The 22,652-nt window shown below is 31.8% G+C and carries 21 protein-coding genes; 3 read left to right on the top strand and 18 right to left on the bottom strand.

Features of this window, described 5'->3' with window-relative positions:
- From nagA to KTC94_RS15200, 3 genes are read right to left on the bottom strand one after another with little or no spacing between them, the layout of a single operon-like run.
- Positions 1-1,164: an N-acetylglucosamine-6-phosphate deacetylase gene (nagA, locus tag KTC94_RS15210; RefSeq protein WP_220319663.1), complete on the bottom strand. Its 1,164-nt coding sequence runs from the start codon at positions 1,162-1,164 to the stop codon at positions 1-3.
- Positions 1,165-1,198: 34 nt separating this feature from the next.
- Positions 1,199-2,074 (bottom strand): N-acetylmuramic acid 6-phosphate etherase, encoded by an 876-nt coding sequence (gene murQ, locus KTC94_RS15205; RefSeq protein ID WP_220319622.1) that lies wholly within the window; start codon positions 2,072-2,074, stop codon positions 1,199-1,201.
- 55 nt (positions 2,075-2,129) lie between these two features.
- Positions 2,130-2,909: a GntR family transcriptional regulator gene (locus KTC94_RS15200; RefSeq protein WP_220319621.1), complete on the bottom strand. Its 780-nt coding sequence runs from the start codon at positions 2,907-2,909 to the stop codon at positions 2,130-2,132.
- A 406-nt stretch (positions 2,910-3,315) separates the two neighbouring features.
- Here KTC94_RS15200 and nagE point away from each other — a divergent pair, with 406 nt between their 5' ends.
- On the top strand, positions 3,316-4,716 hold the full coding sequence (nagE, locus tag KTC94_RS15195) for an N-acetylglucosamine-specific PTS transporter subunit IIBC (protein ID WP_220319620.1): 1,401 nt from the start codon (positions 3,316-3,318) through the stop codon (positions 4,714-4,716).
- Between the two features lie 61 nt (positions 4,717-4,777).
- Here nagE and KTC94_RS15190 read toward each other — a convergent pair whose 3' ends face one another.
- The 9 genes from KTC94_RS15190 to gcvT form a co-directional block, all read right to left on the bottom strand.
- The gene (locus KTC94_RS15190) at positions 4,778-6,946 is read right to left on the bottom strand and encodes a heavy metal translocating P-type ATPase (RefSeq protein WP_220319619.1); all 2,169 of its coding nucleotides are present in this window, start codon (positions 6,944-6,946) and stop codon (positions 4,778-4,780) included.
- Between the two features lie 67 nt (positions 6,947-7,013).
- Entirely contained in the window at positions 7,014-7,376 is a 363-nt protein-coding gene (locus tag KTC94_RS15185) for a metalloregulator ArsR/SmtB family transcription factor (protein ID WP_220319618.1), read from the bottom strand.
- Between the two features lie 175 nt (positions 7,377-7,551).
- A complete protein-coding gene (locus KTC94_RS15180) occupies positions 7,552-9,312 on the bottom strand; it encodes a bifunctional homocysteine S-methyltransferase/methylenetetrahydrofolate reductase (RefSeq protein ID WP_220319617.1) in 1,761 nt (586 codons plus the stop codon).
- Between the two features lie 83 nt (positions 9,313-9,395).
- Entirely contained in the window at positions 9,396-10,160 is a 765-nt protein-coding gene (gene surE, locus KTC94_RS15175) for a 5'/3'-nucleotidase SurE (RefSeq protein ID WP_216301963.1), read from the bottom strand.
- A gap of 209 nt (positions 10,161-10,369) precedes the next feature.
- Positions 10,370-11,770, bottom strand: coding sequence for a dihydrolipoyl dehydrogenase (gene lpdA / locus KTC94_RS15170; RefSeq protein WP_216301962.1), 1,401 nt, complete (start codon positions 11,768-11,770; stop codon positions 10,370-10,372).
- A gap of 210 nt (positions 11,771-11,980) precedes the next feature.
- Positions 11,981-13,435, bottom strand: a complete 1,455-nt coding sequence (gene gcvPB, locus KTC94_RS15165) for an aminomethyl-transferring glycine dehydrogenase subunit GcvPB (protein ID WP_216301961.1) — start codon at positions 13,433-13,435, stop codon at positions 11,981-11,983.
- Positions 13,432-14,775: an aminomethyl-transferring glycine dehydrogenase subunit GcvPA gene (gcvPA, locus tag KTC94_RS15160; protein WP_220319616.1), complete on the bottom strand. Its 1,344-nt coding sequence runs from the start codon at positions 14,773-14,775 to the stop codon at positions 13,432-13,434. Before gcvPA ends, gcvPB begins: the two co-directional genes overlap by 4 nt.
- Before the next feature lies 1 nt (position 14,776).
- Positions 14,777-15,160 (bottom strand): glycine cleavage system protein GcvH, encoded by a 384-nt coding sequence (gcvH, locus tag KTC94_RS15155; protein WP_216301959.1) that lies wholly within the window; start codon positions 15,158-15,160, stop codon positions 14,777-14,779.
- An 18-nt stretch (positions 15,161-15,178) separates the two neighbouring features.
- Positions 15,179-16,285 carry a glycine cleavage system aminomethyltransferase GcvT gene (gene gcvT / locus KTC94_RS15150; RefSeq protein WP_216301958.1) on the bottom strand — a complete coding sequence of 369 codons (1,107 nt, stop codon included), beginning with the start codon at positions 16,283-16,285 and terminating at the stop codon, positions 15,179-15,181.
- Positions 16,286-16,455: 170 nt separating this feature from the next.
- Between gcvT and KTC94_RS15145 the strand changes: the two genes are divergently transcribed.
- Together KTC94_RS15145 and KTC94_RS15140 are read left to right on the top strand one after the other, a co-directional pair.
- On the top strand, positions 16,456-17,436 hold the full coding sequence (locus KTC94_RS15145; protein WP_220286055.1) for a lipoate--protein ligase: 981 nt from the start codon (positions 16,456-16,458) through the stop codon (positions 17,434-17,436).
- A 288-nt stretch (positions 17,437-17,724) separates the two neighbouring features.
- Positions 17,725-19,062 (top strand): APC family permease, encoded by a 1,338-nt coding sequence (locus tag KTC94_RS15140; RefSeq protein WP_220319662.1) that lies wholly within the window; start codon positions 17,725-17,727, stop codon positions 19,060-19,062.
- A 511-nt stretch (positions 19,063-19,573) separates the two neighbouring features.
- Here the strand turns inward: KTC94_RS15140 and KTC94_RS15135 are convergent.
- The 6 genes from KTC94_RS15135 to KTC94_RS15110 all read right to left on the bottom strand — a co-directional run bounded on the left by KTC94_RS15135 (position 19,574) and on the right by KTC94_RS15110 (position 22,595).
- Positions 19,574-19,825, bottom strand: coding sequence for a hypothetical protein (locus tag KTC94_RS15135; protein ID WP_258876390.1), 252 nt, complete (start codon positions 19,823-19,825; stop codon positions 19,574-19,576).
- A 204-nt stretch (positions 19,826-20,029) separates the two neighbouring features.
- The gene (locus KTC94_RS15130) at positions 20,030-20,260 is read right to left on the bottom strand and encodes a hypothetical protein (RefSeq protein WP_220319615.1); all 231 of its coding nucleotides are present in this window, start codon (positions 20,258-20,260) and stop codon (positions 20,030-20,032) included.
- Between the two features lie 171 nt (positions 20,261-20,431).
- Positions 20,432-20,626: a DUF2975 domain-containing protein gene (locus KTC94_RS15125; protein ID WP_220319614.1), complete on the bottom strand. Its 195-nt coding sequence runs from the start codon at positions 20,624-20,626 to the stop codon at positions 20,432-20,434.
- A 57-nt stretch (positions 20,627-20,683) separates the two neighbouring features.
- Positions 20,684-21,490, bottom strand: coding sequence for an MBL fold metallo-hydrolase (locus KTC94_RS15120; RefSeq protein WP_220319613.1), 807 nt, complete (start codon positions 21,488-21,490; stop codon positions 20,684-20,686).
- A 44-nt stretch (positions 21,491-21,534) separates the two neighbouring features.
- Positions 21,535-22,152, bottom strand: a complete 618-nt coding sequence (locus tag KTC94_RS15115) for a class I SAM-dependent methyltransferase (protein WP_220319612.1) — start codon at positions 22,150-22,152, stop codon at positions 21,535-21,537.
- Positions 22,153-22,265: 113 nt separating this feature from the next.
- A complete protein-coding gene (locus tag KTC94_RS15110) occupies positions 22,266-22,595 on the bottom strand; it encodes a DUF3784 domain-containing protein (RefSeq protein WP_220319611.1) in 330 nt (109 codons plus the stop codon).
- Positions 22,596-22,652 lie beyond the last annotated feature (57 nt).

The following is a 22,652-nucleotide window of genomic DNA, read 5'->3' as shown; positions in this document are numbered from 1 at the left end:
TTACTTTTGAGTTTCGTAAACTATTTTGCCTTCTACTATTGTTAAAAATACATCTATATCATCATCAAAAACAACTATATCTGCATCGAATCCAGCCTCTAACCTGCCCTTTTTATTATCCATATTAATAACCTTTGCCGGAACATGCGATGCCATTGCCACTACCTCATAGATTTCTAAATCACTATGATTTAACATGTTTTTAACAGCCTTATTTAAGGTTAAAACACTACCTGCGAGTGTTCCATCCTGAAGTCTTGCAGCTCCATTTTCAACTGTTACCTTCTGTCCACCAAGCTCATAATTGCCACTCTTCATACATCCAGCTCTCATAGAATCTGTTATAAGTACCATTTTATCTTTATGTTTGATATTTATGAGCATCTTAAAAATTGCTGGATGAACATGTATTAGATCCGCTATTAGCTCGCATGTTATATCATTTGTGAAAATTGCACCTACAATTCCTGGTTTTCTATGATTTAAGGGAGTCATAGCATTGAATGTATGAGTCGCATGTGTTATGCCATCCTCAATAGCACGTACAGCCTCTTCATAACTTGCATCTGAATGACCTACTGATAATGTAATTTTAGAATTACTTTTTACTTTTTTTATAAAACTATGATTTTCATCCTTTTCTGGCGCAAGGGTTATAATTTTAATAATATCTAAATAATCCTTTATAATATCATAATTGGGCTTTATAATATTATCCGCCTTCTGAGCCCCTTTGTACTTCTCATTTATGAAAGGTCCCTCCATATGTGCCCCTAGAATCTTTGCCCCTTCATTTTCTAATGACATTGCCTGTCTAATAGCATCTAACGCACTATATATACTAATTGAGTCCATAGTCATTGTAGTAGGTAGATAAGACGTTACTCCATTTTCAGCTATTGTAGTACTTATAACCCTCAATGCCGTAGCCGTTGCATCCATGGTATCATAGCCTCCGGAGCCGTGAATATGAATATCAATAAAGCCAGGTGATACATATTTACCCTTAGCATCTATCACTAGTATTTCTTCCTTATACTCTTTTTTATACTGAAGGAAGTTATCATTATTTATAATGTCTATAATTTTTGTATCGAAAATTATTACACTATCATAAATTATTCTATCTCTCATAATAAGTTTTCCATTAACTATAGCTTTAATATTAATCACCTCATCAAATATTTGAATATAATTATTATAATGTTGCTAATGCCTTAGCTACATTTCCCTTGGTCTTTTCCAAGGCTTCTTTTGCTTTTTTAAGGGTTACATCTTTTTTAATTTTAACAATACACACTTTAGGGTCATATTCGCAGATTTCTAGATTTTTATTCACTAGGGCATCATCCACACCTGTGGCAAGCTTTACTATTTCGCGTACACGTTGTTGTAACTTTTTATTAATAGGTCGTACATTAACCATCAAGTTAGTATAAGTTTTGCCAAGTTTTATCATGGCCACAGTGCTTAACATATTTAAAACCATTTTTTGTGCAGTACCTGCTTTCATTCTAGTTGATCCTAGTATTAATTCTGATCCAACCTCTATAGCTATAGTAACTTCGCAAATATCTTTGATTTTGCCCTTTGAATTACATATAAGTGCTATAGTTTTGCAACCCATTTCTTTAGCGTATTCCATAGCGCGTACAACATAAGGGGTATTACCACTAGCTGTTACGCCGACTATTACATCTTTTTTATTTATATTTACCTTTTCTAAATCTAGAATCGCCAGTTCTGGATCATCCTCCGTATGTTCAAGCCATCCACTTATTGCCTCTTTTCCACCAGAAATAATTCCTTGAACCATAGAATCCGCGGTACCAAATGTAGGAGGACATTCTGATGCATCCATTACTCCTAATTTTCCACTTGTGCCACTACCAATATAAAAAAGCCTCCCACCATCTTCAAAGCTTTCAACTATTAGTTCCACGGCTTTCTCTATATTACTTAGCTCATTTTCAATAGCTATAGCTACTTTTTTATCCTCATCATTCACTTTCTTAAGAATTTCAAAGGTGTTCATTGTATCTAAATTAAATTTATTTTCATTATTTCCCTTCATAAAAAACCTCCTTATTTATCTATGGGGTATATGATAATTCTGGATTATTTTCCTATTATTTTAAGTTTATTTGATATTTATACTTATCACTTCTATATATGGCTTTGGTATATTCAATTGGAGTTTCATTTTCTAAATAGGTGGTTCGCCTAAATATTAGTGCCAAAGCATCATTTTCTTGGTTAAGAAGGGTACTTTCATATTGATTTAACATTGTAGGTTCAATTGTTTGTTTCGCTTTATCCGGATGATGACCATACTTTTGACGAAAAATTTCATATAGTGATTTATCTTCAATAATTTCTTTAGTCATTCCATTAAATAAATAATATGGAAGCCATGCTGTTTCAATTGCTACTGGTTGCTGATCACTAAATCTCAGTCTTTTAATCTCAATAATCTTATTTTCATCTTCAGGCATTTTCAGCTCAAGCTTGCATTTCTTTGTTGCGTCTATTACCTTAAAAGATAATATTTTAGTTTTTGATACCACTCCATTTTCTTGCATTTGCTCAGTAAATCCTTTGAGCCGTGATATTTCACTATTAACCTTTGCAGTAGACACAAACGTCCCTTTTCCCTGTTCTCTATAAATTAACCCCTCATTTACTAAGGACATAATAGCCTTATTTACGGTCATTCTGCTGACCCCTTGAATTTCACACAGTTCTCTTTCTGTTGGAATTGATTCCCCTGGCTTTAAAACTTCATTTTCTATCATTTCCTGTAATATTTCTTTTATTTGATAATGAAGTGGTATAGGGTTATCCTTCGAAATTTTTCTCAAATTTTTCCCTCCTTGATCAATAATATTTTTTGGTAAATTAGTGCACATATGCAATTTATATGTTATTATATTGTTATGTTGTTATGTTGTATATACCAATTATATTTCAAATTTGTTTTTTTTACAACCTATTTGAAACAACAAATTACAATTTAGTATTAATAGCTATCTGATTCGATTATAGAGTCCATAGAAAATAGTTTAGATTTATAAGGCATATTCTCTTTTATTCCTCTATTGTAAACCTTTAACGATTTTTTTATCATGTATATCATGGTGTTAGATTTCTTAAATATTCTTAGTACTGAGTAATACTTAATAATATCTTTTCACCTATATTAATAAATATCACTGCATTTATTCCTATAATTTAATCATGTAACATGCCATGAAAACCACAGGGAAGATAAGAATTAATAATTTTTATCTAATCCAAAAACGAGGAGGTACTAAAATGTCTAAAAACAACAAATTTTCATCAAATCTTCAAAAACTTGGAAAAGCTATGATGATGCCAATTGCAGTTATGCCTGCAGCTGGATTACTATTAAGATTGGGGGCTCCAGATATATTTAATATTGCATGGATGTTCGCTGCCGGAAATGCTATTTTTGGCCATCTTCCTATAATTTTTGCAATTGGTATAGCTATAGGTCTTGCAGATGATAACAATGGAGTTGCAGGTCTTGCAGCTGCAGTTGGCTACTTTGTATTAACTGAAGTTGCTGTCACTTTTAATTCTAAGATAGATATGGGTGTACTAGCAGGTATTATCGTTGGTATATTATCTGGTTACCTATACAACAAGTATAAGAGTATAAGGGTTCCAGATTTCTTAGGTTTCTTCGGTGGTAAACGTTTCGTTCCAATTATAACATCCTTTTACACTTTAATTATAGGTGTGGGCGCTGGCTATATTTGGCCTCATATTCAAGATATTATTAATAATGCAGGGAATGTTATTGCTCACTCTGGTTCTATAGGCGCCTTCTTTTATGGAGTCCTAAATAGATTGCTTATTCCTTTTGGATTACACCATGTTATGAACACACTTGTTTGGGTACAGTTTGGTACCTTTACGGATGCTGCTGGTAAGGTCATTACAGGAGATATGACTAGATTTTTCGCACTGGACCCAACTGCTGGAACATTTATGACAGGCTTTTTCCCAATTATGATGTTTGGTCTTCCTGCTGCATGTCTTGCAATGATAGCTACAGCTAAAAAAGAAAATAGAAAAGCTGTAACTGGAATGCTTCTTGGTATTGCTTTTACTGCTTTCCTAACTGGTATTACAGAACCAATTGAATTCTTATTCATGTTCATTGCACCAGCACTATATTTAATTCATGCTCTATTAACGGGAGCAGCTTTTGCTTTAACCTCTGCTTTAGGAATTAAATCTGGTTTCACTTTCTCTGCAGGTATACTTGACTATGTTCTAAGCTTTGGAATCGCAAGCAAGCCAATACTTTTAATAATAATAGGTTTAATATTCGGTGTTATTTATTTCTTTGTTTTCTTCTTCTCTATTAAGAAGTTCGACTTAAAGACTCCAGGTAGAGGAGATGATGAAACCTCTCCTGCACTCGCTAAACTAAATACTTCTGAGTTAGGTCTTAGAGCTATTAGTATCTTAGAAGCTATTGGAGGCAAAGCAAATATAGAGACTATAGATGCTTGTATTACAAGAGTAAGATTAACTATTAAAAACAATGCTCTTATCAATGAAACTAGATTAAAAGATCTTGGTGCTACTGCTGTTATGAAGATCGGAAACAATAACTACCAGATTATTGTTGGTACCATTGCTGATCCACTAGTAACTCAAATGAAAATTGCTATGACACGATAGTCCTTAATCACATAAAAAAGGTTAACAAGAACTTTTCGTTCTTGTTAACCTTTTACTATTTTTAGCTATTAACCTTCATTGCTCTCATTGAATTTAACACTGCAATTAAAGCGACTCCTACATCACCAAAAACAGCTTCCCACATAGTTGAAATTCCGAAAACTGCCAATTTTAAAATAACTGCTTTTACACTTAGTGCAAAGATAATATTTTGCATAACAATTGTTTTTGTTCTTTTAGAAATTTTTATAGCTTCAGCAATTTTTGATGGTTCATCTGTCATTATTACTATATCTGCCGCCTCTATTGCAGCATCAGAACCTACACCACCCATTGCAATCCCAATATCTGCTCTTGCGAGCACCGGCGCATCATTAATTCCATCTCCTACAAATACTATCTTCCCTTTAGGCGATTTTTCTTTTTGAAGCAATTCTAACTTTTCTACCTTCTCGTGTGGGAGAAGTTCTGAGTAAACTTCATCTACACCAAGTATTTTTCCAATACTCGTCGCTATATCTTTATTGTCACCAGTAAGCATTACTATTTTTTTAACACCCATAGATTTCAAATCGACTATTGCTTGAATAGAGTCTTCTTTTATCTCATCTGAAATTATAATACTACCTGCATATTTCTTGTCTATAGCTACATATATTATTGTGCCTACATTTCCAGCTTTATTATAGGAAATTTTCTCACTATCCATTAACTTTGAATTACCAGCTAACACATGTTTCCCTTTAACTTTAGCCCTAATACCTTTTCCAGCTATTTCTTCGACGCCTTCAATATCTTCACTACGTATATCTTTGCCATAAGCTTTTATTATAGATGTAGCAATAGGATGATTAGAATTGCTTTCTGCATGAGCTGCATACTCTAATAATTCATCCCTACTTATCTCACCTTCTGTATGCATCTGCGTAACCACAAATACTCCTTTAGTTAGTGTTCCTGTCTTATCAAAAATTACTACTTCAACGCTATTTAATGCCTCCAAGTAATTTCCACCTTTAACCAAAATACCATTTTTAGATGCACCACCTATTCCTCCAAAAAATCCAAGTGGAATAGATATTACGAGTGCACAAGGGCAAGATACTACTAAAAATACCAATGCTTTATATATCCATTGTGAGAAAGTAGCACCAGGTATTAAAAGGGGTGGAAGTATTGCTAGTGCTGTTGCACTTATAACTACAATCGGTGTGTAATATCTTGCAAATTTAGTTATAAAATTTTCAGTTGGTGCTTTTTTGCTGCTAGCATTTTGCACTAAATCCAAAATTTTTGCAAGGGTTGATTCTCCAAATTCTTTCGCAACCTCTATAGTTAATAATCCATTTTTATTTATGCACCCTGCCAAAATTTCATCGCCGCTTTTAACTTCTCTTGGAACTGATTCACCAGTTAATGCCGCTGTATCTACTAATGATTTTCCTTCTATAACAAAACCATCTAATGGCACTTTTTCTCCGGGCTTTACTATTATAATATCCCCAATGTGTACTTCCTCTGGATCTACCTTTACAATTTCATCTTTAATTTTTTTATTTGCATAATCTGGCCTTATATCCATAAGCGCAGATATAGATTTTCTTGATTTATTTACAGCGATATCTTGGAAAAATTCTCCTACTTGATAAAAAAGCATAACCCCAACGCCTTCTGAAAATTGTCCAATAGAAAATGCTCCTACTGTAGCGAGTGCCATTAAGAAATTCTCATCAAATAATTGTCCTCTTAATATATTTTTCACTGCAACTATTAGGACGTCTCCACCAATTAATAAATAACTTATGAGGAATAACGCAAATTCAATTAAATAATCTAATTTAAACAAAACTGCTACGATGAAAATTACTACACCTACAGAGAACCGTATAATTTTATTTTTATTAGTTCCTTCTTCCCCGTGATCATGGTTATGATCATGGTTATGATCATGGTTATGGCTATGACCCTTTTCCTCATGCTTAAATGTTTTTACTTGTTTTACTATAAATTTAACACCAGGTTCTATTCTTTTAACTATTTTTTTTGCATCATCTATAACACTTATTATTTTTTCTTCACTTTGAAATTGAATTACTAAGCTTTTAGTGACAAAATTTATATTTGCATCTAATACTCCATCTATCTTTTTACATTGAGCTTCAATTTTGTTTGCACAATTAGCACAACCTAGACCTTCTAAAATGAATTCTCTTTTTATTATAGTACTCATTTTCTCCCCCACTTTCAAAGTTTTTATTTGCTTTTATATTATAAATTTTTCTTTATGTAATAGAGTATTATCTAAGTTCCTTTATGTGTATAAGTCCTTGGTCAAAAATTTGTTTAACATGCTGATCATCTAAAGAATAGTAGACAACCTTTCCCTCACGTCTATACTTAACAAGTCTAGCATTTTTAAGCACACGAAGTTGATGAGAAATAGCTGATTGAGTCATATTAAGAAGAGCAGCTATATCACAAACACACATTTCAGTTTCAAATAACACACAAAGAATTTTAATTCTCGTACCATCTCCAAAAACTTTGAAAAGCTCTGCTAAGTCATATAACGTTTCCTCACGTGGTATTGATTTTCTTACTTTTTCTACTACATCTTCATGCATATTAGAACATGTACAAACCTCTATGTTTTTTCCCATTTATTCCACCCCTTTCATATGAACACATGAATCATTGTTCATATGTTTATTATATGTTACCAATTAATACTTGTCAACATTCCTGGGAAATAATAGTTCATTAGTTTTATAAAATTTGTAATCAAAAAATTAAAACCCTAATCATGTATTTATTCATGATTGGAGTTTTAATTTATTAATTATTAATAGTGCTTATATTCTTAATAATATCAGTAATAATATCAATTCTTTTAAACGGTGTAATAAGATAATATCCATCTACATAAGGGTAGATTTCTTCCGCTATTTCAGTAGATATTTTAATTGCAAGAACCCTAGCTTCTTCTTTTGAAATGTCCTTATATAGTTCTATAATTTCCTCAGAAACGCTTATTCCAGAAATTTCATTGTTCATAAAGCAAGCATTCTTATAGCTTACAATCGGAATAATTCCACCTAATATCTTAGCAGGTAATTCACTACGTGCCCGTTTTAAATTTTCTACTGCCTGCTTTGTTAAAATTGGCTGTGTTAAAAACATAGTTACTCCACTTTCAATTTTCTTTTTTGCGTGTAATAGTTGGCTACTAAAATTAATAGCATTTACGTTTAAAGCACCACAAATATTAAAAGGTGATGAAAATGTTATATCATTTAGATTGGTTATATAGTTAGCAAGTATTGCAGAATTAAAACTAAACATCCCCTTAACCTCGTCACGCTGGGCTGAGGGTATAGGGTCACCTGTTACCACTAAAACGTTATTTACCCCCTCAATATTTAAGCCTAGAAGTAATGCCTTTGTAGCATTAATATTTCTATCGCGACATGTCATATGTGGAATTGTTGTGATGTCGAGTTCTCTTTTCAACTTACAAGCGAGTAGACTACTATCTACCCTTACTCTTGCAATAGGACAATCTGCAATGGTTATTGCATCAACTCCATTCTCTTTAAGACTCTTAGCACTATTCATAAAAAATTCAATTCCTGTATCAAGTGGTGGGTCTAATTCTACCGCAATAATTTTTTTCCCAATTCTGATTTTTTCCAGGAGAAGGTTTTTAACAATTAATTTCTCAATTTTAACTTTTCCAATTTTACTCGGAACAATTTCGCGTGTTGATAAACCTTTTATTTTTGCAACAGTTTCCCTTATAAATTCTGGAGTTGTACCGCAACAACCACCAATAATAGCCACACCTTGCTTTGCTATTTCTAGCATTTGCACAGCAAAATATTCTTTAGTATTATTAAAAAACGTACGATTATTTATTATTGTTGGATACCCTGAGTTTGGCATAACAGAAATAGTTTTATTTTCTATATTAAGAGTTTTAATATATTGAAGTAAGTGATATGGCCCAGAAAAGCAGTTGAATCCACAGGCATCAATAGTTGGTATTTGCGAAACTTTCTCTATAAATTTTTCACCATTTATTCCAAGTCTTGTAAACCCTTCTGGTGAAACCGCAAGTTCCATCAAAATATATGTATTTGGATTTTTCTCCTTAATATACCTTGAAATCTCAGCAAGATATTCATCACTGCTAAAAGTTTCAAATATAAAATATGTTGCACCGAGATCTAAAAACAAATCTACTATTTCTTTGTATGCCTCCCATAAATCCATCATTTCTAAAAATGGTATTGGCCCAATATCGGCAAAAACTAAAACCTCAGTACCCTTTGTGGCTTCCCTTGCTATCTCATAACCTTTTACAATAACCTCTTTAACCGTATCGAAATTACTTTCAAGGCTAATTTTATTTGCTCCAAATGTATTGGTTTTAATTGCCTTGCAACCAGCATTTATATATTCCTTATGTATATTTAGTATGGTATTTTTATCATAAATATTTGCAAGTTCACATTTGGATAATGGATTTTCACAAACGCTTGCGTAATATGTCCCCATTGCGCCATCAAAAATTAATGGTTTTTCTTTAATATTCATAAATTCCCCCACTGAAGTTTTCTCTTTGTTACAGTATAGAACTCTCACTTATATAAGTTGGAGACTTTCCTTCTGAAATGTCGTTAAAACCATTTGCGTGTTTCATCTAACATTTTAAAATTAGTTAAATCATAATGAAGTGGAGTTACAGTAACATACCCCTCTTTAAAATATATTGTGTCAGAATCATCCTCATGAATATCTATTACCTCACCCTTAATTTCATATTGAGTTTCATTATTTTCTCCAATAGTTTCTATATAACGGTTGTTATACAATCTACTTCCAATTTTACATACTTTAATTCCTTTTATTTCATTATCCCTTAGCATAGGAATATTCACATTTAATACAATATCATTCTTAATGTTATTCTCAATAGCCTTAAGCAATATCTTTCCAGCATATTTAGCTGCCATTTCATAATTTTCAATATTTCGCTTAATTTCCATAGAAACCGCCATAGCTGGTATTTTATAAATAGTTGCTTCTATAGCTGCAGAAACTGTACCGGAATATAAGACATCAGTACCTAAATTTAATCCTTTATTGATTCCGGATACTACCATATCTATTTTACAATCACTTTTACTATCAATGAGCTTATTAATTGCTATTTTTACACAATCTGCTGGTGTTCCATCTACGCTATAAGCTTTTGATTTTAACCCTTCAATTTTTGTTTCTCTAACAATAAGTGGCCTTGTAAGGGTTATGGAATGTCCGCAAGCGCTTTTTTCATTATATGGTGCTACAATAATTACTTCATGATTTTTTTCGAGTTCTTTAGCTAAAGCATATAACCCCTTTGCATTTATACCATCATCGTTTGTAAGCAATAATCTCATTTTCATCCCTCCCATTATTCACTATTTTAAAATTTCAAATAGTATATGTATATATATTATAGCAAAATATGGTTCAACAGGATACAAACCGTCCAAATATAATTCTAATTGCATAGCATTTAAATATTATTTGTAAGAAAGCTTTAAAATACAAAGATAGTCCAAGGGAGTAATTAAAATTACTCTCTTGAACTATCTTTATGTTTCTTCTATCTTTTTTTAGCAGGTACCATATGAATAGCTTCACCTTTTAACCCTAACACTGCTTCTTCAAAAGCTTCAGATAGTGTTGGATGAGCATGTATCATGCTAGCGATGTTTGAAACATTCATATTATTATTTATAGCCATAGCCCCTTCATGAATTAAATCCGATGCATGAGGTCCCATTATATGCACTCCAATGATTATATCCTCAAGCGTTGCTATAACCTTTACTAATCCTTCTCCTTCACCTAGTGCTAATGCCTTGCCATTAGCTCCAAATAAAAATTTACTTGTTTTATACTCCATTCCCTTTTTTTTGGCTTCGTTTTCTGTTATGCCTACGCAAGCTATCTCTGGAAATGCAAAAATACAACTTGGTATTATTTCACTAGAATAAGGAGCAATATAACCCATAATTCTCTCAACCACTTTTTTACCTTGATGCGTTGCTGCATGAGCAAGCATACTTATTCCATTCACATCACCAATAGCATAAATACCTGGAATGTTAGTTTCATAATTTTCATCTACCACAATAGCTCTTCTATTAAGCGATATACCCAAATTCTCAATATTAAGCCCTTCAGTCATAGGCGTTCTACCAACGGATACCAATACATTATCTGCCGTAAACACAATTTCTCCTTTTTTCCCATCGGCAGTTACAATTAGCTGTTCATTAGATTTTTCAATACTAATTACCTTTGTGTTGATACTCATATCTATACCTTTTCTTTTAAGTGAAACACTCAATCTCTTTGTTAAATCAGTATCCACTTGAGCAAGAATACTTGGCAAGAACTCTATAACAGTTACCTTTGATCCTAATGCATTAAATATACCTGCAAACTCCACACCTATAACACCGCCGCCTATAATTGCTAATTTATTAGGCACTTCTTTAAATTCTAATATATTTTCACTAGTAAATACTCCTGGTAGATCTATACCCGGTATATTAGGTATTAATGGAATAGACCCAGTTGCTATAATTATATTTTTCGTTATTATTTCTCTTAATTCTCCATTCTTAAGAGAGATAGAAACTGTATTTTTATCTTTCAAACAAGCTGTCCCTAAAATTACATCTATATTATTTGACTTTAATAATTGTTCTACCCCGTTCACTAGTTGATTAACTATTTTGTCTTTTCTATTTTGAATTTCTTCTACGCTAAAACTGTAACTATCTACCACGATTCCAAATTCATTAATATTCTTTAAAGTATTTAAAATTTCAGCATTTCTATATAGCGCCTTTGTAGGAATACATCCTCTATTTAAACATGTTCCACCAAGCTCACCTTTTTCTACAATACAAACCTTAGCACCCAGCTGAGCTGCACGAATAGCAGCAACATATCCCCCAGGGCCTCCCCCAATTATAACTATATCCTTCTCCATCACTGCTCCTCCTCCTATAAATCAGTATAACTTCGGAATATCTTAACGACATTTCAGAAGGAAAGTCTCCCACTTCTATAAGTGGGGTTACTTGCCCCAACAAATAGAAAACTTCAGCGGGAGTATAAATCTCCTTCTGAAGTCGTTAATACATCTTCTACGAAGATGTTACAGCTCCGCAGGAGATGATTTAACTATCCCGAAGTTATATTAATTAGTATATTTTAAAACTGGATATCTAGCAGCTCGAACTTCATCAAGCCTTCTAACAAGAGTATCATATGGAGCATCCTTTAGTAGCTGTGGATCTTCTATTGCTTCTTCTGAAATATTTATCATAGCTTCAATAAAATCATCCATAGTTTCAAGACTTTCCGTTTCCGTAGGTTCTATCATAATTGCATTTTCTACAATTGTTGGAAAATATATTGTAGGCGGATGATATCCATAATCTAGAAGTCTCTTGGCAATATCTAATGTAGTTACCTCACTTGGTCCCTGCTTTAAACCTCCTAAAACAAATTCATGCTTGCAAACTCTATCAATTGGTAAATAATAATAGTTCTTTAGTTTGCTTTTCATATAATTTGCATTAAGCACTGCCATTTCACTTGCCTTCTTTAGTCCCTCAGCGCCCATTGAAAGTATATAAGAATATGCTTTAACAAGTACTCCGAAGTTCCCATAGAAACTCTTTACCTTTCCAATAGATAGTGGTTTATCATAATTAAGAACAAATTTTTCTTCTATTTTTTCTATTATTGGGACAGGCAAATATTGTATAAGTTCTTTTTTAACTCCTACTGGTCCGCTTCCCGGTCCACCACCACCATGTGGGGTAGAAAATGTTTTATGAAGATTCATATGGACAACGTCAAATCCCATATCTCCTGGTCTTGCTATACCCATAATGGCATTTAAATTTGCTCCATCATAATATACGAGCCCACCAGCTTCATGTACTAGATTTGTTATTTCTTTAATATTCTCATCAAATAAACCTAAAGTGTTTGGATTTGTTAGCATTAATCCCGCTATTTCATCGTTTAATACAGATTTCAAACTATCTAAGTCTACACTACCTTTTTCATTAGATTTAACTTCTACAATTTCAAAGCCTGCCACACTTGCACTGGCTGGGTTAGTTCCGTGAGCTGAATCTGGAACTATAATCTTTTTTCTTTTAAAATCCCCTTTATTTTCATGGAAGGCTTTTATAATCATAAGTCCAGTAAGCTCTCCATGGGCCCCTGCTGCAGGTTGAAGTGAAACCTGATCCATTCCGGATATCTCAGCTAATTTTTCACTAAGTTCATACATTAATTGTAAGGAACCTTGTACCGTTTTTACACTTTGATATGGATGGATCTGAGTAAATGAGGTCATAGACGCCATATCTTCGTTAATTTTCGGATTATATTTCATAGTACACGAACCTAAAGGATAAAAGCCAGTATCTACCCCGTAATTCTTATTAGACAATAGAGTGAAATGTCTTATAACATCTACTTCACTTACTTCCGGAAGGGATATGTCTTTTTTGCTTAGCAAATGCTCAGGTATCATTTCGCTAATATCGATACTCTCTACATCACAACAAGGTAACGTATATCCTCGTCTTCCTTCTTTTGAGATTTCAAATATTAATTTATTATACTGTTTCATTTTATCCCCTCCATTGCAGTTATTAGCTCACAAATTTCTGGTTTTGTTCTTTTTTCTGTTACACAGAATAGTAGAGCATTTTTATGGTCAGGGTAATTTTTCTCTATATCATATCCACCAATTATATTATTTTCTAATAATTTATCGTTAATAATACTAGCCCTTTCCTGTCCCTGAATTACGAACTCCTTAAAGAAAGGTTTATTAAATACTGGCTCGTATTTTTCTAATTTAATTATTTCATTAAAAGCATAGTGCGCCTTTTGAGTGCTTTGATATGCCACTTCTTTTAATCCCTGTTTTCCCATAGTTGTAAGATAAATTGCAGCAGTTAATGCATTTAAAGCTTGATTTGAACATATATTAGAAGTCGCTTTTTCGCGTCTTATATGTTGTTCCCTAGCTTGAAGCGTTAATACAAAGGCTCTTTTTCCATCTACGTCGATGGTCTGACCTACAATCCTTCCTGGCATTTTTCTCATAAGTTTTTTCGTCGTTGCCATGAATCCCAAATAAGGTCCTCCAAAGTTCATTGCATTTCCAAGTGATTGGCCTTCCCCTACCACAATATCTGCTCCTATTTCTCCTGGAGTTTTTAATATGGCAAGAGATATAGGATCTACGCTCATTATTAGAATAGCTTTATTATCATGAGTAATTTTTTCAACCGACCTCATATCTTCAATTATTCCAAAGAAATTAGGGTTTTGAACTATAACTCCTGCCACACTGCTATCTACAAGTTCTTTTAATTTTAGAGTATCAGTAACTCCTTCCTTCTCATCTACTTCTATTAGTTCTAATCCCTTAAATTTTGCATAGGTATGAACGACTTTTCTAATTTCTGGATGTACTGTTTTAGATACAATTATAGATTTTCTTTTTGTATGCTCAGCAGCCATAAAAGCAGCTTCAGCGCAACTCGTAGCACCATCATACATAGATGCATTCGCAACATCTAGTCCGGTCAAACTGCATATTAATGTTTGATATTCAAAAATAGCCTGAAGATTACCTTGGCTTATCTCTGGTTGATAAGGTGTATATGATGTATAAAATTCTGATCTTGAAACTATATGCTTTATTATAGAAGGTATATAATGATCGTAAACTCCAGCTCCTAAAAAACAAACTAACTCTTCAGCGCTTTTATTTTTATTACAAAGTGATTTTACGTGTTTTTGTACTTCCAGTTCTGACATGGGTGAATTTATATTTAGATCTCTATTTAATTTAAGGTCCTCTGGTATGTCTTTAAACAGTTCCTGTACAGACTCCGCACCCACACTTTTTAACATTACCTTTTCGTCTTCTAAAGTATTAGGTATATAAGGAAACATCTTATTTCTCCTTACTGCAATATTCATTATATTGCTCTTCGTTCATAAGTTCTTTTAATTCTTCCTTATTTGTAATTTCTATAAGAAACATCCAATTTTCATAGCAGTCTTCGTTTACTAATACTGGGTTATCTACTACATCATCATTTACCTCTAAAATCTTTCCACTAAATGGAATATACATGTCAGAAGCTGCTTTAACAGACTCAATGACCCCAAAAACATCCCCACTAGTAATTTCTGCATCTACCTCTGGTAGCTCAACAAAAACAATATCTCCTAAAGCATGTTGTGCATAATCAGAAATTCCAACGTATGCCTTATTACCTTTAATTTTTATCCATTCATGATCTTTACTATAAAATAATTCCTTTAATGTTTTCATTTAAAATCCCCCTAAATTTTATTTGTTATAATTTTTCTTATAAAATTTTTTACTTATTACCTCAGCTTTTAATGCTTTACCTCTAATCCCAATTTCAATTTCTGTACCTAATTCTGAGTATTTAGAATCTATTAAAGCAAGACCTATATTTTTCTTTAATGTAGGCGAGAAATATCCCGTTGTTACCACTCCGATTTTTTCTCCGAATGCAGTAACTTCATAACCATGTCTTGGAATTCCCCTATCCTTCATTTCAAACCCTACTGATTTCCTCTTAAGACCTTGTTCTTTTTGCTTTAAAAGAGCTTCTTTTCCTATAAATTCATTTTTTTTAAGCTTTACAAAAAATCCAAGTCCTGCTTCAAGCGGTGTAATATCTTGAGATAATTCGTTTCCATATAAAGGGAGGCAAGCTTCGAATCTTAAAGTGTCTCTGCAGCCGAGCCCTGTGGGCTTAAGTCCTTCTTCCTCACCTATATTAAATAGTTTATGCCATAACTTTTCTATTTCCTCTGGGGAAGTGTATATTTCAAACCCATCCTCACCTGTATACCCTGTTCTTGAAATAAGACATTTTACACCATCTACAAGAACATCTCGTTTACAATAGAAAAATTTAATTTCATCTAAATCTATATCAGCTATTTTTTGAAGTATCTTTTGTGCCTTTGGTCCTTGAATCGCAACCTCTGCTACCTCATTTGAAATATTAGTGAGTTCCATATCATAGGCGCCCTTATTGTCAATCATCCATTGAAAATCTTTCTCTATGTTCCCTGCATTTATAACAAGATAGAAATGTTCCTTACCAAATTTATATATTAAAAGATCATCAACTACTCCTCCGTTTTCATAGCACATAAAAGTATATAGTATTTGATTATCTTCAAGTACTGCTAAATCATTTGTAACTAAATTTTGTACAAATTCGAAAGCCTCGGCTCCTTTTACTTCCACTTCTCCCATGTGTGATACATCGAAAAGTCCAGCAGCGGACCTTACAGCTTCATGTTCAGAAATTATCCCTTCAAACTGTATTGGCATTTGCCACCCAGCAAAATCAACTATTTTCCCACCATATTCTTTATAAACACTATATAGCGGCGTTTTTTTTAAATTTTTCAACATAATTCCCCCCATTTTTGTAAAATATATGCATTGAAATATAAAAAAAAAATGATTGTTTTTTTATTCTCCTTCATGTTTCATTATACTGCCTTTTGGTATATAATTCAATTAAATATATATGTTGGTTTATAATTTCAAATCTAAAGTTAATGCAAGGAGGAAATATAATGATTTATATAAATAACACAAATACAAGTCCCTATTTTAACTTAGCAGCGGAAGAATATTTGCTAAAAAAATTTAAAGAAGACTGTTTTATGCTCTGGAGTGATGAGCCTTGTATCATCGTCGGAAAAAACCAAAATACCTTATCAGAAATTAACCTAGACTATATAAAAACAAATAATATTCCTGTGGTAAGGAGATTGTCTGGTGGAGGCACTGTTTTTCACGATTTAGGCAATTTGAATTTCACTTTTATCAAAAATAGTAGTGAAGAAAATTTTAATAATTTCAGAAAATTCACCTTGCCAATTTTAAATGTTTTAAACTTACTTAACATAAATGCAGAATTTAGTGGAAGAAATGATCTAACCATTGAAGGTAAAAAATTCTCAGGCAATGCACAATATAATTACAAAAACAGAGTTCTTCATCATGGCACCTTGCTTTTTTCATCAAATATTTCGGATTTATCAAAAGCATTACAAGCTAAACCTTTAAAATTTCAAGACAAAAGTATTAAATCCGTATTAAGCAGGGTAACTAATATAAGTTCGCACTTAACACGGTCTCTATCTATCATGGAATTTAAAGAGTTAATTATGAACTATATTATTACAAAAAATAATTCAGATTATTTGTATGAATTCACTCCATATGATTTAAATAGTATAAATAAGCTTGCCACTGAAAAATATTCTACTTGGGAATGGAATTTTGGCCATTCACCAAAATATAATTTCACAAATGAAAAGAAGTTTTCATTTGGAACTGTTGAATGTAATATGGAAGTACAACATGGAATAATAAAAGATATTACGATATATGGTGATTTTTTTAGCAAACTTGATATCTCGGACATAGATGCTGCCCTTATAGGCATAAATCATGTGGAATCTGATGTAAAAAAAGCGCTTTCAGCCTTTAATATATCTGATTATTTTTCAAATGCAAATATAGAAGATATTTTAAGTTGTATGTTTTAAAAAATTCTTCTTGACTATATTTGAATTTGCTAATAAAATATAAAGAAATAATAAAATTTACATTTGGGATTATAGTTATTTAAAATATTTTTATTGGAGCAACTTAGATTATTATCTAATGAAACTTTCAGATAAGAGGACATGTAGTAAAAATGCAGTGCTTTTGCCGCTTTTTTACTTCATGTCTTTATATATTTTAGCGACATTTCAGCTCCGCAGGAGATGATTTGACCCACTTAAATGAGTTTTCTATTATTTTAAGACTAACAAAAGAGAGGATGATTTATTCTGGAAGCATCAAAAGAATTAGATTCTATCAATAATTCACCAAAAACACTAAAGAAAGAAATCGGCTTACTAGAATCCATTACCCTAGTTATAGGTATGGTTATAGGTTCAGGAATTTTCTTTAAACCTTCTATTGTATTTAAAAACGCAGGATCTCCAACCATGGGAATACTTGCTTGGGTCGCCGGTGGCATTATAACTATGGCTTCTGGTCTTACTATAGCTGAAATAGCAGCAGCTATTCCAAAAACTGGTGGTATATTTATATATCTTAAAGAACTTTATGGAGAAAAATGGGCATTTCTATTTGGTTGGGTACAGACGGTTATTTATGTACCTGGTGCCGCCGCAGCACTCGCAATAGTTTTAGCAACTCAAGCTACTAATTTTGTACCTATGAGTCCAATCCAGCAAAAACTATTTGCAATATTAATGATATTTGTTATCACCACTGCAAACGTGTTATCAACAAAACTTGCTAGTAAAATTCAGTTCATTGCAACTGTTGCAAAACTAATTCCAATTTTTATTATTATTGCTTTAGGCCTTATAAAAGGAACAGCTCACAGTTTTTCCTTGCCACTAGGGACTACTGCAGCCGGAGCTGGTTTTGGAGCTGCTATGCTTGGAACACTTTGGGCTTATGATGGCTGGGTAGGCGTAGGTAATATAGCAGGAGAACTTAAAAATCCTAAAAAAGACATACCAAAGTCCATAATTTTAGGACTAATCGTTATTATAACAGTGTATGTTTTATTTAATTTAGCAATTATAAACATAATTCCTATAACAGCTGTTATTAGTTCTAATAAAGTGGCTTCTGATGTTGCAACAGTTTTATTTGGAAAATTTGGTTCATTGTTTATAACTGCTGGCATATTAATTTCAATCTTTGGAACATTAAATGGTTACCTAATGACAGGAGTTAGAATACCCTTTGCCATGGCTCGAGATAAACTTTTACCTTTTGATAAGATCCTCGGAAAAGTTAATCAAAAATATCAAACTCCATTAAACGCTTTTATTTTCGAGGCAGTACTCGCCTCTTTATATGTATTTAGCGGTTCTTTTGATACCTTAACTGATCTTGTTATATTTGTTTTATGGATTTTCTTCACAATGGCAGTAGCTGGTATCTTTATATTAAGAACAAAACATAAAGATTTAGAGAGACCTTATAAAGTACCCTTCTACCCAATAGTTCCACTCATCGGAATTACTGGAGGTATATATATCCTAGTAAGTACACTTTTAACTGATACTTCAAAAGCACTTATAGGACTTGCAATAACCTTAATTGGATTGCCTGTATATTGGTATATTACTAAAAAGAAATAATACGATTCGTATGAAGTTTCTCCTGCATGGCACCAACTAAGAGTTTGAAACGTGAAATTCCATTAAGAAATTCTAATCTTTTGCAAATATAAAATTCTCTAACGTTCACATTCGGCTTACAGCCGGTTCGCTAGCCTTCCTTCCAAGTCAGTCTCACGAGAATTTTATATTTGCAAAAGAAGAATTTTAAATGGAATTTCAATGTTTCTGCTCTTCTTATTTGGTGCCACTTCCGGAAAGACTTCATACTATATCATATTTACACTAAGATGTATCTACTATGGATAGCAGATAAAAAAAGATCAAATCGCAATAATTCCCACCAAAAGTCTTTTGGCCGGTAGGCTGCAGATTTGGTACATATCCTTTAAATTTAATATTTACAAAACAAGAATTTCCAAATGAGATTTTAAAATTTTTCTCTGTCAACCGGAAACTCAACATTAATTCTCAACTTTTAAAAAAGTTATCCACATTGTTTTCCGCAAGCTGTTTCATATATAATAAAAAATTATATTTTACTTTTTTTAAATTTTTCACGGCAAGTAAAATATATATCACTTAAAACACCTGTTAAAATATTCCACACTAAAAACGTCATAATCGTTTCCATTACAATTGTACTAATTGATTCTCCCCCATCGAAATTTATACCTAAAACTGCCCTAATGGAAAAAATAACATTAATTATTGGCAATATTAAACCAAGCCACTTATTTTGTCGTTTTGATAAAAATATTTGTAGTATAATAATCCCTGTCAAAAATATTATACCTATTAAAATAGTGGTGAAAATTATTATTTAAATCACTCTCCTTACTATATCTCGTGCGACATTTTAACATCACATCTTATATGCATATAAAAATCGACTTATCTATTTAAGAAGAGTCGATTTTTATTGTACTTTAGAGTTTTTTTTAAAAAAGTACTGCACTATTTTAATAATACAATACTTAATTATTTGTTATTTTTTGTTTACCGACGAAGTGAATACCTCATCATCTTTAAAAGCGTCAGCCATATAACTTAACCCTCTCCCCATATTGGACCCAGTCTCTTTATTCTCTTCTTTTTGTTCGCTTAATTTCTTTTTTTCATTCAACTCATAACAAGTATTACACACATATTTATCTGAAATAAACTCACCTAAGGAAAACCCAATTTCTACACCACAAATAGCACATTTTTTTGACATACAAAATCGCCTCATTTCTCATATTATTTGATAGCTTCTCATCATTATATTTCTATTTTATATTATTATTCTTTATATTCTAATAAATCACCAGGTTAGCATTGCAATTCACGATAAATAGCTTCAAGTGTAGAAAATCCAAATTTACGATAATTGTAATATTATATTCCTTTAGACAGTCGAGTCGTTTTCTTCTTTTATTTCAATTGCTTTTTTGAATATTTCTGCTAAAGCTAAAGCCATACAAGCTAACACAATATACATAAAAAAACTTCCTTTAAGTGACCCATATCTTGTAGCAAATATTTCTATACCAGCTTGTCTTTTGTAGTTCATGATTGCATCAAAAATAGCTACAGAGGACATATAATATCCAATTATTTTAAATCTTATAACTATAGGGTATACTAATTTCTTATACTTTTACCATTGTATTTCTAATCCTACGCCTACTTCTTTCACAGGCAAAACCTTATGTATTTCTGCACGAACAGCAAATGAAGTACAATGACAAGGATATAACTCCCTTATATTGTTCTGTTTCAGATAATCAATAGTCCTACTAACTTGCTCAGATACTTCAAATAAATGAAATCCACCTATAATACCTAATACTCTATTATCCTTACATACTTTTTTTGCATATTCTACTATATTACAAATTCCACTATGAGAACATCCAGTAATGATATAAATACCTTTTTCACTTTGATATACAAGTGCTGTATCATCCATTACATAATCATCAACAAAAGTTTCGTCAACATTTTGTTTACCAATAGACTTCCTTTTTTCAAAGTTGTTTACCTGCGGTATTTCACCTAAGAAAGTTATATGTTTACTAACTTTCTTAGGTGCTTTTGAAAGAACTAAATCACACTTTCCCTTCAGTTCTTCTTTTAAAATAGGAGAACATATTTTAAAATTTTTCATTATTTTTTCTTTAAATGCATCTGGATGAGCAAAAATAGATATTCTATTTTTATAGTTTTGTTCAAAATAATATTTCAATCCTCTTGTGTGGTCATCATGACCATGGGAAATAATAATAGCATCTATACTTTGTAAATCTACACCTAATGCATTTGCGTTTGTTATAAATAAATTAGAATATCCTACATCCAATAATATGCGAACCTCTTCATCTTCAATATAATATGAAACTGCAGGTTCACCACAGTAATATCGGTCAATATATGTATTATTATCTACTAAAACTTTTAATTTCACCTTTATACCTCCTTATCCTATTAAAAATAATGGCTATTTTTTTATCAGTTCATTTTCGAAATAATACAATATGAAATGTTTTTCTTTGTTTCAATAACTTGAAACACATTTAATCCATTACGTAAAGTTGCTTCTTCTAATTCTTTAGGTGTATATTTAAAAAAACCATATTGTGTATATTTTATATTATCTAACCACTGTTTTGAATAAATAACATTAATAAAAATTCCATTTGGTTTTAACACTCGCTTAATTTCCGATAAACTTTCATCTAAATCTTCCCAAAAATAAACAGTGTTAACTGTATAAATTTTATCAAAAAAAGAATTTTCAAAAGTAATATCCATTACATTACCTTTTGTTAGATGTACTTTTCCTCGTTTTATTAATTCACTATTGCGTTTACAACCAGTCTTTAACATGTCATCAGAAATTTCAATACCATAAAAATCCCCTTCATTTTTCTTTGCCAACTGTTTAATAAGATACCCGTTTCCAAACCCAATATCCAATACTCTATCTTTTTGAGAACAATTCAAATTATCCATAACAGTCTTGTATTGCATTTGATTCATCCTATTCATAATAAATGTAGATATAATTCCACCAATGCCAGTTGGTTTTCCAAATTGTTCAGCAACATATTTTGTTATATTTATCAATTCCACCCCCATACTACTAATCTTTACTACACATTATTCTTATAATATCTATTGTTTTTTACAACCTTTCAATCCTTTAGAACCACTTAACTTTATAAATAGTTGACTATTATCTATCTTTTAAATCGATCGCCTGTATTTGAATAAATTATTGTAAATATTAGTGCAACAAAAAATAACATTAGTCCAATATTAAATAGTACTTTCATTGCAAACACATTACTTAAAACAAAAAGTATTATGCAAAAATCAATCATAAACATGAATTTCCCCGTGTATTTACACAAGGAAACAACATTATATTCTTCTTTTTCTTTTTTTGACATTGTATTAAATCCTGCAATCTTTGCCTCTACTATGTCATAAAAATGTTCAAAATAAGATCTAAATAATAAGTATTGGATTTCTCTGAAAGCGACTTGCAATAAGAAATGTAGAAACATTGAAATTTCATTTAGAATTTCTTAACAAAATTTTACGTTTCAAGTTCTTATTGCAAG

It is taken from the genome of Clostridium sp. CM028 (assembly GCF_030585565.1).
In the GTDB taxonomy this organism is placed as follows: Bacteria; Bacillota; Clostridia; order Clostridiales; family Clostridiaceae; genus Clostridium_AD; species Clostridium_AD estertheticum_B.
The sequence above is the reverse complement of the archived record's forward strand: the minus strand, read 5'-3'. Positions and strand labels throughout refer to the sequence as shown.